At 43.5% G+C, this 12,179-nt stretch carries 10 protein-coding genes and 2 pseudogenes; 8 read left to right on the top strand and 4 right to left on the bottom strand.

Translation table 11 applies throughout. The features are described from left to right. The first annotated feature begins 131 nt into the window (after window positions 1–131). Window positions 132–1,460 carry an enolase C-terminal domain-like protein gene (locus C1A07_RS05455; protein WP_101876210.1) on the top strand — a complete coding sequence of 443 codons (1,329 nt, stop codon included), beginning with the start codon at window positions 132–134 and terminating at the stop codon, window positions 1,458–1,460. A gap of 9 nt (window positions 1,461–1,469) precedes the next feature. Here the strand turns inward: C1A07_RS05455 and C1A07_RS05450 are convergent, their stop codons facing one another. From C1A07_RS05450 to C1A07_RS16895, 3 genes and pseudogenes are all read right to left on the bottom strand, one after another. Continuing rightward, a complete protein-coding gene (locus C1A07_RS05450; protein ID WP_456298585.1) occupies window positions 1,470–2,039 on the bottom strand; it encodes an AAA-type ATPase lid domain-containing protein in 570 nt (189 codons plus the stop codon). Continuing rightward, window positions 2,002–2,433 (bottom strand): sigma 54-interacting transcriptional regulator, encoded by a 432-nt coding sequence (locus C1A07_RS16900; RefSeq protein WP_242972352.1) that lies wholly within the window; start codon window positions 2,431–2,433, stop codon window positions 2,002–2,004. Before C1A07_RS16900 ends, C1A07_RS05450 begins: the two co-directional genes overlap by 38 nt. A gap of 129 nt (window positions 2,434–2,562) precedes the next feature. Next, window positions 2,563–2,955 (bottom strand): annotated as a pseudogene (locus C1A07_RS16895) (PrpR N-terminal domain-containing protein); the annotation flags it as partial. Between the two features lie 483 nt (window positions 2,956–3,438). Between C1A07_RS16895 and C1A07_RS05430 the strand changes: the two are divergent. The 3 genes and pseudogenes from C1A07_RS05430 to C1A07_RS05420 all read left to right on the top strand — a co-directional run bounded on the left by C1A07_RS05430 (window position 3,439) and on the right by C1A07_RS05420 (window position 6,547). Continuing rightward, on the top strand, window positions 3,439–4,230 hold the full coding sequence (locus C1A07_RS05430) for an HpcH/HpaI aldolase family protein (protein WP_101876206.1): 792 nt from the start codon (window positions 3,439–3,441) through the stop codon (window positions 4,228–4,230). Between the two features lie 46 nt (window positions 4,231–4,276). After that, window positions 4,277–5,556 (top strand): annotated as a pseudogene (locus C1A07_RS16625) (SLC13 family permease). 43 nt (window positions 5,557–5,599) lie between these two features. Continuing rightward, window positions 5,600–6,547, top strand: a complete 948-nt coding sequence (locus tag C1A07_RS05420; protein WP_101876205.1) for a hydroxyacid dehydrogenase — start codon at window positions 5,600–5,602, stop codon at window positions 6,545–6,547. Here C1A07_RS05420 and C1A07_RS05415 read toward each other — a convergent pair. After that, a complete protein-coding gene (locus C1A07_RS05415) occupies window positions 6,544–7,452 on the bottom strand; it encodes an AEC family transporter (protein ID WP_101876204.1) in 909 nt (302 codons plus the stop codon). The two genes, C1A07_RS05420 and C1A07_RS05415, sit on opposite strands and share 4 nt — an antisense overlap. Before the next feature lie 239 nt (window positions 7,453–7,691). Between C1A07_RS05415 and cobJ the strand changes: the two genes are divergently transcribed. From cobJ to hemC, 4 genes are read left to right on the top strand one after another with little or no spacing between them, the layout of a single operon-like run. Next, window positions 7,692–8,420, top strand: a complete 729-nt coding sequence (cobJ, locus tag C1A07_RS05410; protein WP_101876203.1) for a precorrin-3B C(17)-methyltransferase — start codon at window positions 7,692–7,694, stop codon at window positions 8,418–8,420. A 14-nt stretch (window positions 8,421–8,434) separates the two neighbouring features. Beyond that, a complete protein-coding gene (locus C1A07_RS05405; protein WP_101876202.1) occupies window positions 8,435–8,932 on the top strand; it encodes a precorrin-2 dehydrogenase/sirohydrochlorin ferrochelatase family protein in 498 nt (165 codons plus the stop codon). Between the two features lie 25 nt (window positions 8,933–8,957). After that, complete coding sequence (gene cobM, locus C1A07_RS05400; RefSeq protein ID WP_101876201.1) at window positions 8,958–9,716, top strand: precorrin-4 C(11)-methyltransferase; 759 nt, start codon at window positions 8,958–8,960, stop codon at window positions 9,714–9,716. 42 nt (window positions 9,717–9,758) lie between these two features. Beyond that, entirely contained in the window at window positions 9,759–12,167 is a 2,409-nt protein-coding gene (hemC, locus tag C1A07_RS05395; RefSeq protein ID WP_101876200.1) for a hydroxymethylbilane synthase, read from the top strand. Window positions 12,168–12,179: the final 12 nt, after the last annotated feature.

Here is a 12,179-nt window from a genome sequence, read left to right as displayed (position 1 = left end):
AAGTAAGTCAAAAAATAAAAACAAGTAATTTGACTAAGTCATAGTTCTTTTATACAATAGAACCATAAGAATTGCAATAGAAAGCGCACAAAAACCAAGAGAAAATAAAAAAGAATAGGAGAGAAATCATTATGGTACCTACAATCGTAAAAATGGAAGTATATCCAGTGGCCGGAAAAGACTGTATGGAGCTGAATTTAAGCGGAGCTCATGCCCCTTATTTTACCAGAAATATTGTAGTGCTTCATGCTGACAATGGTGAAACAGGGGTAGGCGAGGTTCCGGGAGGACAGAAGATTACAAAGGCTTTAGAGGAGTGTATTCCTTTAGTGGAGGGAACAAAGATCTCCCAGTACAAAAGCACTTTGCTGAAGGTGAAAAAGCATCTGGATTCTAAGGGAGAGGAAGATGTAAGAGGAAATCAGACATTTGACCTGCGCACAGGAGTACATGTGCTTACTGCTATTGAAGCGCCTTGTCTGGACTTATTAGGAAAGCATCTGGGAGTTCCTGTATGCGAGCTGTTAGGAGACGGACAGCAGAGAGATAAAGTAAGAATGCTGGGCTATTTATTCTTTGTAGGCGACAGAAATAAAACAGACCTGCCTTATGATTCAGAGCCGGACAGCGACTGCGAGTGGTACAGAATCCGCCATGAGGAGGCTCTTACAGCAGATAAAATCGTAGAATTTGCAAAAGCCACAAAAGAAAAATACGGCTTCCAGGACTTTAAGTTAAAAGGCGGAGTTCTGCCTGGAAATGAAGAGATGGACGTAATCCGCGCTCTGAAAAAAGAATTTCCGGACGCCAGAATTGACCTGGACCCTAACGGCGGCTGGCTGTTAGAGGAAGCTGTAGAATATGTAAAGGGAATGCAGGGCATTCTTACATACTGCGAAGACCCATGCGGCGCAGAGGGAGTATACTCCGGCAGAGAGATTATGAGCGAGTTTAGACGCCGCACAGGCTTCCCTACAGCAACTAATATGATTGCTACAGACTGGAGAGAAGTAGGACATTCTCTAGAATCTCAGGCAGTAGATATTATTCTGGCTGATCCTCATTTCTGGACTATGAGCGGATCTGTAAGAGTAGCTCAGATGTGCCATGACTTTGGATATACATGGGGCTCCCATTCCAATAACCATTTTGATATTTCTCTGGCTATGTTTACTCATGTTGGAGCAGCAGTTCCAGGAGAGTATAATGCATTAGATACACACTGGATCTGGCAGGAAGGTCTGGAGAGACTGACAAAAGAGCCTCTTCAGATAGTTGACGGCTGCGTGGAGGTTCCTAAAAAACCAGGACTGGGCATCGAGGTAGATATGGACCAGGTATTAAAGGCTCATCAGGTTTATATGGATAATTGTCTGGGAGCAAGAGACGACGCTATGGGTATGCAGTACCTGATTCCAGGATGGAAGTTTAATCCAAAGAAACCTTGCCTGGTAAGATAAAAACCTGTATCAAAGATTTTCATTCAGCCTGTATTGCTTTAGTTTTCGCCACAAGGTGCTTTTTCTGATTTTTAAATAACGGCACATTAAAGCCTTGTTGCCGCCGCAGGCTTCCATTACAGAAAGAATATATTGCTTTTCTGCTTCAGCCAAAGGAAGAATCAAAGCGTCTTCCTTTGGCTGTTTTTGATGCAGCATTTCATCTGCCATCAGGCGGCAGGTTTTTCCGGCGTCAGAAAAAAGCTTGTCGGAAAAAATCTGAGTAAATTCTGAAGCTGATACAGTCTGACCGCTTTTTAATACATTCAGGCGCTCCATCATTGCCTCCAGCTCCCTCACATTTCCACTGAAATTGCAGTTTTCCAGCATTTTAATAATTTCCCGGTCAGGTACAGCCGGCAAAATTCCCAGGCGGCGGGCAGTTTTTTGAAGGAGAAATTGGGCCAAAATAGGGATGTCCTCAGGTCTTTGAGTTAAGGGAGGAATATTCAGCCTTAAAATATTTAAGCGGTGATATAAGTCCTGGCGGAAACGATTTTCTTCACAAGCTTTCTTTAGATCCTGGTGGGTGGCGCAGATAATTCTGGCATTTACAGGGATAATCCTGTCTCCCCCCCACTCTTATAATAGAATGCTCCTGCAGAACTCTTAATAAAGCGGACTGCAGGCTGCAGGGAATTTCTCCGATTTCATCTAAAAATAAAGTGCCCTTAGAGGCCAATTCAAAATACCCCTTTTTTCCATTTTTCCGGGCTCCGGTAAAAGCCCCGCTTTCATAGCCAAACAGCTCGCTTTCCAGAAGAGCCTCTGGAATAGAGGCGCAGTTTACAGCCCTAAAAGGTCCGGAACTGCGTTTGCCTGCGTTGTGTATACTTTGAGCAAATAGCTCTTTCCCGGTTCCTGTTTCTCCGGTAATTAAAATTGTAGAATCTACAGCCGCAAATTTTTCAGCTTGTATAATCACGTCTTTCATACAATGGCTTTGGGTCACTATATGGTTGAAATGGTATTTGGCCACCAGGCCTTTTTCTGTCAGCTCAGATTTAGCCGCCACAATTTCTTCTGCCTGTTTCATGGCAAAAGCCACAGTATTTTTTCCCGTCTCTAAAAGATAACCTGTCAGTCCGGCTTTTTGCGCCTGAGAAAAGGTGGCGGAGCCTCCGAAAACGTAAGTAATTCCCAGGCCTTTGATTTTTTCAATAATTTCAGGTATTTCCTCAAGAGAGGAAATAGGAAATTCAATGAATTCATGTCCAAATACAGAATCCATGGTTTCAATGCCATAAATAGTTAAAGGAAAGCCTACTACAGCAATTTTTTGTCTTTTTTCCTGAATCTAGCTGACCAGGGGAAGTATATCGTAGGGCGTTGTAGTAAGGCGGACAATAGGTATATTCAGATTTTTATCTAAAATGTCAGCAGTAATTCCTCTGGCCACAACTACCTGTGCGCCCTGGCGGGCATAATTTTTGGCAGCTTTTACACAGCCTCCCATATAGCCGTATTCAATGACCCAGTCCTTTAAACCCAGTTCTCTGCACACCTGTTCTGCTAAAAGAGAGAGCTGCTTATAAGGGGCAAAAAATATATATTTCATAAGACCTCCATATATAGATGGTGATTAAAAACAGGAACCTTAATTTTAAAACCTGCGGGGATAGTATCTTTTCATCATAACACTGGATGAAGAAAAAACAAGAGTGTCAAAATGAAACCATAGTCAGGCAGTCAGCGGTTACAATATGAAATACTTTCCCAGATATAAAGAAAACATACACAAGAAAAAAGGCTTATTTCTGTCTTTTTTATTTGGCATGAAAGTTGCTTTTATATTATTTAGCAACAAAAAATAGTTGAGCGCCAAAGGGCGAAACTATTTGCTACCCAAACGAAGCGATAGCGGAGTTCGGGTTTCCCGTAGTTTTTATGGAACGAGGGACGAGTGAAATAAAAAATAAAGAAGAAAAGGAGAGTAAACATGAGACAGATTGGTTCAAAGTTTTATAATGCAGGAAAGCACAGGCTGCTAAAGGGAGAAAAATTAATTGGGTCGTGGGCACAGCTGTGCAGCCCTATGTCGGCAGAAATATTAGCCAGATCAGGTATGGATTTTTTGCTGATAGATTTAGAGCATGGACCTGGGGACGTAATGACTTTATTGTCTCAGCTTCAGGCGGTGTCGGCATATCCGGTGATGCCCATTGTGCGGGCTCCGTGGAATGACTTTGTGGCAATAAAAAAGATTCTGGATGTGGGAGCTTATGGAATCCATGTGCCGTATGTAAATACTGCCAAAGAAGCCAGGGAGGCTGTTCAGGCTGTGCGGTATGCACCTGAGGGCATCAGAGGGATTGCAGGCAGTCCCAGAGCCTGCGGCTATGGAGTGGACGGAATGTCTTATTTTCAGAAGGCCAATGAGGAAATTTTATTGTATATAGCTTTGGAGACAGAGGAAGCCATAGATCATCTGGAGGAAATTATAAAGGTAGACGGGGTGGACGGCATTTTTATAGGTCCAATGGACTTAGCTGCCTGCATGGGATATTTAGGGAATCCAGGCCATCCTGCTGTAAAGAAAAAAATTGAGGAGGCAGAGAAAAAGGTGTTGGGAAGCGGAAAGTTTTTAGGCACAGTAGCCGGCAGCTACGAGGACGCCAGAGAGAAGTTTAAAAAGGGCTATCAGTATATTATGGCTATGTCGGACAGCGGAGATTTATCTAAAATGTCCTATAATATGGCCTGCAGATTCCACCAGGATTTTCAGTCATAAAAGAAAAAGGCGGAAATGAAAATTTGTATAAAGGGGAGATTACAATATGGAACAAAGCACAATAGCAATTTTAATTATCACGGCTGCAGTAATATCCTTTGCATTGGAAAAAATTCCTCTGGCTATGACTGCAATTTTAGCTGCTTTGGCAATGGGAATTTTCGGCATCATAAAGCCGGGGGACGTATACGCCAATTTTGGCTCCCTGGCAGCCGTCATGGTCGCGTCCATGATGGTTGTGGGAAATGCGGCCTTTGAAAATGGTTTGGCCCAGGCTGTAGGGAAAAGTCTTAGAAAAATGGGCTTAGGAAAAAACCAGAGAACGCTGATTTTTATATTGGTGACGCTGTCTATTATTTTATCTGTTTTTCTCAGCAACTCTGCAGTGGTGGCTATGTTTATTCCGCTGCTGGCCTCTATTGTAGTAAAGTCTCAGGGAAAAGTGGAAAATAAATATGTGCTTATGGCAGTGGGAATGGGGCCAGCGCCGGAGGCTTCTGCACTTTGGCAGGCTCTACGCCTCAAATGGTGGCCCAGGGAATCCTTATGGAGACAGACGGGCTTGTGCCTATGAAATTTTTTGACCTGGCTTTGGCAGGAATTCCTCTTTGCATAATTATGATTATTTACTTTGCCACTGCAGGCTATGCTCTGGAAAAAAGGGTGCTGACATTTCAGGATGTGATACCGGGGATGGAAGGGGAAACAGATATTAAGGAAAAACAGTACAGTAAGGGGAAGCAAAGGATTACAGGGGTTGTGCTGATAGGCTGCATTGCAGGATTTATTGTAGGTATATGGGATTTGGCGGTAGTGGCTTTGTTAGGAGCTTCCATATTAATTACAACAGGCTGCATCAGCTTTAAAAAGGCCTTTGAAAGTATTGATTGGAACACCATTGTAATTTTGGCCGCCTCCCAGGGGTTTGCCAAAGGTCTGGACAGCTCCGGGGCAGGAGCCCTTATTGCAGAAAAAATATTAGATTTGTTTGGAGGGCCGGAGGCCTCGGCTTTTGTAGTTATGGCGGCCTTGTTTATTGTTACGGCGCTTCTGACTAATTTTATGTCAAATGTAGCCGTTGCATCCATGATTATTCCTATTGGATTAAGTCTTGCCCTATCCTTGGGAGTCCGGCCGGAAACATTTGTAATAGGGCTTATATTAGCCTGCCAGCTGGCCACGGCAACGCCTATTGGGTCCCCCTGCGTCACTCAGACCCTTGTGGGAGGATACCGTTACATGGATTATGTAAAAATCGGTTTGCCAGTAACCTTGCTGCAGCTGGCGGCCTTAATTGTGCTGGTTCCTGTGATTTATGGATTTTAATTAAAATAGAAGAAATCGCAAAACGGAGAAAGAAGGGAAGATAATGAAAATTTATATACCTGAGGATATTGCCCAGGCGGGAAAGGATTATCTGGTGAAAAGGGGATATGAAATAAAACTGGGCTCCTCCTTAAAGGAAGAGATCATGGCCAGGGAAGTTGCAGACTGCCAGGGGATTTTAGTGAGGACTGCTCCTATTACAGAAAAAATAATGAAAGCAGGAAAAGAATTAAAGGTAATCAGCAAACATGGAGTGGGGGTGGACAATATAGATATGAAAGCCGCCAATCAATTAGGTATTCAGGTGACAAACGGTCCTATGTCCAACGCTTCCTCAGTGGCAGAGCACGCAGTAGCTTTAATGGCGGCGTCAGCCCGGCACATTCCGGAAATGGATAAAAATGTAAGAACAGGAAATTGGGCCTCCAGGAACCAGGTGAAATTAACAGAATTAGAGGGAAAAACTTTAGGGCTGATTGGGCTTGGAAGAATTGGAAAATTAACTGCCCAAAAGGCCGTAGTCAGCTTTGGAATGAAGATTAAGGCCTATGATAATCAGATTTCTCAGGATTTAGCTCCAAAGTACATAGAAATGGAGAATTCTCTGGAAAAATTATTTTCCTCCTGCCATGTTATTTCCATTCACTGTCCTTTGACAAAAGAAACAAAAGGTCTTGTAAACAGCTACTATTTATCGCTTATGAAACCAGGCAGCATTTTGGTTAACTGTGCCAGAGGAGGAATTGTAGATGAAAAGGCTTTGTACGAGGCATTAGTTTCCGGACAAATAGGAGGGGCCGCCTTAGACGTGCTGGAACAGGAGCCGCCTAAATTAGATCATCCTCTTTTAAGGCTTTCTAATGTAATATTTAGCCCTCATTGCGCCGCCCATTCTAAAGAAAGCTTTGACAGAATGGCTGTCCACGCGGCTATGGGAATAGATCAGGCGCTGTCCCAAAAGGAAATTACATGGCCTGTAAATTTCATTTAAATAAACAGCAGCAAAATTGGCACAGTAATCATGGAAAGCAGGGTGGTAGTGACAACGCAGCGGGAAGCAAAATCTGCGTCCACCCCGTACTTCATAGATAACAGCACGCTGGTGGTGCCTGCAGGCATTCCTGTAAGAATGAGAGAAATACCTGTTAAAAGCTCCTGCATATGGCACAGCCGCATAAGCGCAAGGGCAGTTAAAGGCAGAGCAATGAGGCGGATAAAGGACAAATAAAAAATACTGCCCTCTAATAATGAAGGAATAGATACGCCTACCATCATGGCCCCAATTACAAACATAGAAAGAGGAGTAGTAACATTTCCTATTTCTCCTATAGCTGTGTCCAGAAATTCCGGTATGGGAATAAGGAAAATTTGACGGAGAATTCCCAGGATTACTACAATAATGCAGGGATTTAAAAATATATTTTTACATTTTGAGCGGAAGTCAGACTGAGTAAAAAGGCTAAGTCCTGCAGTCCACATAAAAATACGGTTAGGTATAATAAAAATAGAGGCGTAAAAAAGGCCTTCTGTCCCATATACGGAGGACACCATGGGCATTCCCAGGAAACCAGAGTTATTTACAAGAGTGGAGTACTGGAGAATGCTCTTTTTTTCGTGGGAGAAATGATTGTACAGAACTTTTCCTGATAAAAAGGACACCACAGCAATTACCATTGCCACAAAAAATACTACGGCAGTCTCTTTCAGTACATCAGGGGTCAGGGGCTTATTAAAGGAATTAAAAATCATACAGGGAAGAGTTATTTTTAAAATCAGATCTGTCAGTTTTTGCTTTGTGTGATCATCCATAATTGATTTTTTAGAACAGTAATAACCTATACAAAGATAAATAAATAAAACCAGCTGAGTGTTCAGCATTTTCAGGAAGCTTTCCATGGAAGCAGCTCCTTTCTTAATCGTATAATATAGCTTTAGAATTTTTGTCTATTAACGCTTTACCATTAAGTATAAAACTTTTTGACAAAGGACGCCACTTAAAAAAAGTGGTGGGTGGATTCAGTTTTACTTATAATAGGCCTGTCTTCTGGTTATTGGATCTTGCCATACATGTTTAAAATAGATATAATATTTACTACGCGAAAAAGGGAAGAAGTCATAATATAAGGAGAGAACAGATGAAAAAAATTTATGTTGTAGGCATTGGACCTGGAGAAGAAGGAAAAATAACATTTCAGGCCCAAAAAGCATTAGAGGAAAGTCAGGTAATTGCCGGATATACAGTCTATGTTGACCTTTTAAAGGAAAGATTCCCTAAAAAGCGAATGATATCTACACCTATGAAGCAGGAGGCAAAGCGCTGTCAGACGGCGTTTTTAGAGGCGGACAAGGATCAGATTGTATCTATGGTGTGCAGCGGCGATCCGGGAGTTTACGGAATGGCCGGCTTAATGTTAGAAATAGGAAAAGATTATCCTCACATTCCTGTGGAGATTGTGCCGGGGGTTACTGCGGCCACAGCAGGGGCGGCGGTGTTAGGCGCTCCCTTGATTCACGATTTTGCAGTAATCAGTTTAAGTGATCTTTTGACGCCCTGGGAAAAAATAGAAAAGCGTTTGCTGGCGGCTGCGGCTGCAGATTTTGTTATTTGTATTTATAATCCCTCCAGCAAAAAGAGAAAGGATTATTTACAGAAAGCATGTGACCTGATTCTTAAATATCAGCGGGAAACTACAGTCTGCGGCGTGGTGTCTCATATTGGTCGGGAAGGGGAGAAGGCCCTTATTATGACCTTGGGACAGTTAAGAGAACAGGAAACAGATATGTTTACTACAGTTTTTATCGGCAATTCTCAGACCAAGGAAATAAACGGAAAAATGGTAACTCCCAGAGGATATGAAATTTAATTGCAGGTGGCTAAATGAGAGAAAATCACAGTTATTTCCCTTTGTTTCTATCCATGGAGGAAAAAAGATTTTTATTTATAGGGGGAGGAAAGGTGACGGCAAGAAGATTGTCAGCCCTTTTTTCTGTTCTGCAGGAGGAAAATGGGACAAAAATCACAGTTGTCAGCCCTAAAGTGTTAAAGGAAGTGGAGAACCTGGAAAACCAGGGGAAGCTTCTGTGGATAAAAAGGGAATTTTTAGATAAAGATGTGGAAAATATAGATTTTGTTATTGCAGCTGCAGACGATATTTCAGTAAATGAAAGAGCAGTGAAGATCTGCAGAGAAAAAGGAATTTTAGTAAACGACGCGGGAAAAAAGGAAAACTGCGATTTTTATTTTCCGGCAATAGCAAAAAAGAATGATTTAATTGCCGGAATCATAGCTTCTGGAAAGAACCACAAGCTGGCTGCAAAAGCCGGGGAGGCTGTGAGAAGTTTGTTTGGAAAAATAACAGAAGAGCAGGATTTATAAAAATAGGGGGAGGAAAGGTGAAAAAATGGTACATTTTGTAGGAGCAGGACCGGGAGATAAAGAGTTGATTACTGTAAAGGGAATGCATTTGCTGCAGAAGGCGGACGTAGTGATTTATGCAGGCTCTTTAGTAAATCCAAAGCTTTTAGAATATACAAAAAAGGAAGCGGAGATTTTTAACAGCGCCTCCATGACCCTGGAAGAAGTAGTTGCGGTTATGGAAAGGGCGGAAAGTAATGGGAAGATGACAGTGCGCCTGCACACAGGAGATCCGTCTGTGTACGGAGCCCACAGGGAGCAGATGGACTGGCTGGAACGGTTGGGAATTTCCTATGATATAACGCCGGGAGTCAGTTCCTTTTTAGCGGCGGCGGCTTCCTTAAAAAAAGAATATACTCTTCCGGGAGTCAGCCAGACAGTGATTTTAACCAGAATGGAGGGGCGCACCTCGGTGCCTGAAAAGGAACAGCTGGAGGTTTTGGCTAAACACAATGCGACTATGCTGATTTTTCTCAGCGCAGGGCAGACAGAAAAGGCGGCCAAACGGTTAATTGCCGGGGGATATAGAAAAGACACGCCTGCCGCCGTAGTTTATAAGGCTTCCTGGGAAGACGAAAAAATTGTGACAGGGACTTTAGAAAATATTGGACAGAAAGCAGAAGAGGCGGGAATCAAAAAAACAGCTTTAATTGCAGTAGGGGATTTTTTAGGAGACCAGTATCAGCTTTCTAAGCTGTATGATAAATATTTTACCCATGAATTCAGAAATGGAATTTCAGAATAGACACAGATTGAAAAACGATAAAAGGATTGGAATATACCAGAAATGAAAATCAGAATCGGAACAAGAAAAAGCAGGCTGGCCATGATACAGACGGAGATTGTAAGCAAAATGATTGTAAAGCATTTTCCGGAAGCAGAAATAGAAATAGTGCCAGTAATAACCCAGGGAGATAAGATTCTTGAAAGGTCTTTAACTGCATTTGGGGGAAAGGGAGTATTTACAAAGGAGCTGGAAGAGCAGCTGATTAAAAAAAATATTGATTTGGCTGTACACAGCGCCAAGGATCTGCCTATGGATCTGCCTGAAGGCCTTTGTATTGGGGCCGTGCTGCCAAGAGAGGACCCCAGGGATGTGCTTGTAACTGTGACAGGCATCAAAGGAGAAAACTTGCCCCTAGGCAGTGTGATCGGCACCAGCAGCTTCAGGCGGGAGCTGCAGATTAAAAAAATAAATCCAGGGGTGCAGATTAAGTTGTTAAGAGGCAATGTGGAGACAAGGCTGGAAAAGCTGAAAAACGGAGAATACCATGGGATTATTTTGGCTGCCGCAGGCTTAAAGAGATTAGGTCTTTTGGAGGCTGACGGTTTTTTTTATGAATTTATGGACCCGGAGGAGTTTGTGCCGGCAGCAGGGCAGGGAATCCTGGCTTTGGAAACACGGGAAGGGGAGCTGGGGCCTTTGCTGGATATTCTCCATTCTCCTCAGGCGGCTATGGCTTTAGCGGCAGAAAGAACCTTTTTAACTGTTTTGGGAGGCGGCTGCAACGCTCCCAGCGGAGCTTACTGTACAGGTGATGAAAATGGTCTTAGGATGAAGGTGATGTACGGGGGAGATGAAAGAAACCTGGTGTACAGAGAGTCTTGTATGGCCTGCGCAGAATCAGAAGAAATAGAAGAGCTTCCGTATATTTTAGGGGAAACTTTGGCAGATCAGGTTTTAAAGGGAAACGTGGTCTTAGCCGGAGCAGGGCCGGGGGACCAGGGCTTAATCAGTGTGAAAGCTTTGGAGGCAGTAAGGCAGGCTGACGTAATTGTATATGATAATTTAATTTCCCCTTCTATTCTTAATGAAGCCAGGATGGACGCGCAGCTGATTTATGCTGGAAAGAGAATGGGAAGTCATTATATGAAGCAGGAGGAAATCAGCCGCCTTTTAGTAGAACAGGCGAATATGGGAAAAATGGTTGTCCGCTTAAAGGGCGGAGATCCTTTTGTGTTTGGAAGAGGCGGGGAGGAGGCAGCTGAATTGTCGGCAAACAGAATTCCTTTTCAGATTATACCGGGAATTTCCTCCTCCTACAGTGTGCCGGCTTATGCAGGAATTCCGGTGACAGACAGAAATGTTTCCTCCTCCTTTCATGTTATTACAGGCCATGAAGGGGAAAATAAAAAGGGGGAGGGACTGGATTTTTCCTTGTTGGCAAAAACAGAAGGAACCCTGGTTTTCTTAATGGGACTTCACAGCCTGGAGCATATTGCAGCAGGTTTAATAGTAGAAGGGATGAGTAAAAATACTCCTGCAGCTGTAATTGAAAAGGGGACCACTCCCAGGCAGCGGACAGTTACAGGGAAGCTGGGGCAGATTTTTGAAGATGCTAAAAGAGCGGGAATTGCTACGCCGGCAATTACAGTAGTGGGAAACGCAGTTTCCCTGAGAGATACTTTGGCCTGGTTTGAGCAGGGCAGTTTATTTGGCACAAAGGTTTTAGTAACCGGCACAAGGCAGATGGCGGAGCAAATGAGGGAGGTTTTAACACCTTTAGGGGCGGAGACAGAGACGGTAAGCCTGATAGAGGCCGAAGCCTGGGCTGCAGAGGAAACCTTATCTTTGCTTTCAGACTTAAACAAGTATCAGTGGATTGTTTTTACAAGCAGCAACGGAGTGCATTGCTTTTTCCAAATACTTCAGGAGCTGGAAATAGATATCAGAGCTATGCTTCATATGAAAATTGCGGCCATTGGAAAGGGAACGGAGGAAACCTTAAAGGCATATGGTTTTTACTGTGATTTTGTTCCCCACGTATATACCAGTCAGGCTTTGGCGGCTCAGTGGGCGCCTACAGTAAAGCCGGGAGAAAAGGTGCTGTTTGCCGGAGCAGAGGAAAGCTCCTCTATAGTGCCTGAGGCTTTAAAAAACGCAGGTATTGTATGCAGCAAGGCTGTTCTCTACAGGACGGTTGTGGATACCAGGAGAAAAGAAGAGTTAAACCGTCTGGAAAAAGAGGCGGATTATATTGTAATTACAAGCGGGTCAGGGGCCAGGGCTTTTGCCTCTATGTCCCAGGGGGAGAGAAGAGGAAAACTGGTTTCCATTGGGCCTGTAACTGCCGGGGAGGCCAAAAAGGCCGGACTTTTTGTGGACTTGACAGCTGCTGTTTACACGGCCGAGGGAATTGCAGACGCTATTTTGTGGGATCAGAAACAGAGGAGCCGGACAAAAGAGAACCAATAAACAGGAAGAAAT

Origin of the sequence: Lachnoclostridium edouardi (assembly GCF_900240245.1) — a bacterium.
In the GTDB taxonomy this organism is placed as follows: Bacteria; Bacillota; Clostridia; order Lachnospirales; family Lachnospiraceae; genus Lachnoclostridium_A; species Lachnoclostridium_A edouardi.
Note: the sequence above shows the minus strand (reverse complement) of the source record. Positions and strands in the feature narration are given on the sequence as shown.

What these genes read in the sequence shown, in the direction of transcription:
- C1A07_RS05455 (WP_101876210.1), top strand. Translation starts at nt 132, where the DNA reads ATGGTACCTACAATCGTAAAAATGGAAGTATATCCAGTGGCCGGAAAA.
- C1A07_RS16900 (WP_242972352.1), bottom strand. Translation starts at nt 2,433, where the DNA reads ATGAAAGACGTGATTATACAAGCTGAAAAATTTGCGGCTGTAGATTCT.
- C1A07_RS05430 (WP_101876206.1), top strand. Translation starts at nt 3,439, where the DNA reads ATGAGACAGATTGGTTCAAAGTTTTATAATGCAGGAAAGCACAGGCTG.
- C1A07_RS05420 (WP_101876205.1), top strand. Translation starts at nt 5,600, where the DNA reads ATGAAAATTTATATACCTGAGGATATTGCCCAGGCGGGAAAGGATTAT.
- C1A07_RS05415 (WP_101876204.1), bottom strand. Translation starts at nt 7,452, where the DNA reads ATGGAAAGCTTCCTGAAAATGCTGAACACTCAGCTGGTTTTATTTATT.
- cobJ (WP_101876203.1), top strand. Translation starts at nt 7,692, where the DNA reads ATGAAAAAAATTTATGTTGTAGGCATTGGACCTGGAGAAGAAGGAAAA.
- C1A07_RS05405 (WP_101876202.1), top strand. Translation starts at nt 8,435, where the DNA reads ATGAGAGAAAATCACAGTTATTTCCCTTTGTTTCTATCCATGGAGGAA.
- cobM (WP_101876201.1), top strand. Translation starts at nt 8,958, where the DNA reads ATGGTACATTTTGTAGGAGCAGGACCGGGAGATAAAGAGTTGATTACT.
- hemC (WP_101876200.1), top strand. Translation starts at nt 9,759, where the DNA reads ATGAAAATCAGAATCGGAACAAGAAAAAGCAGGCTGGCCATGATACAG.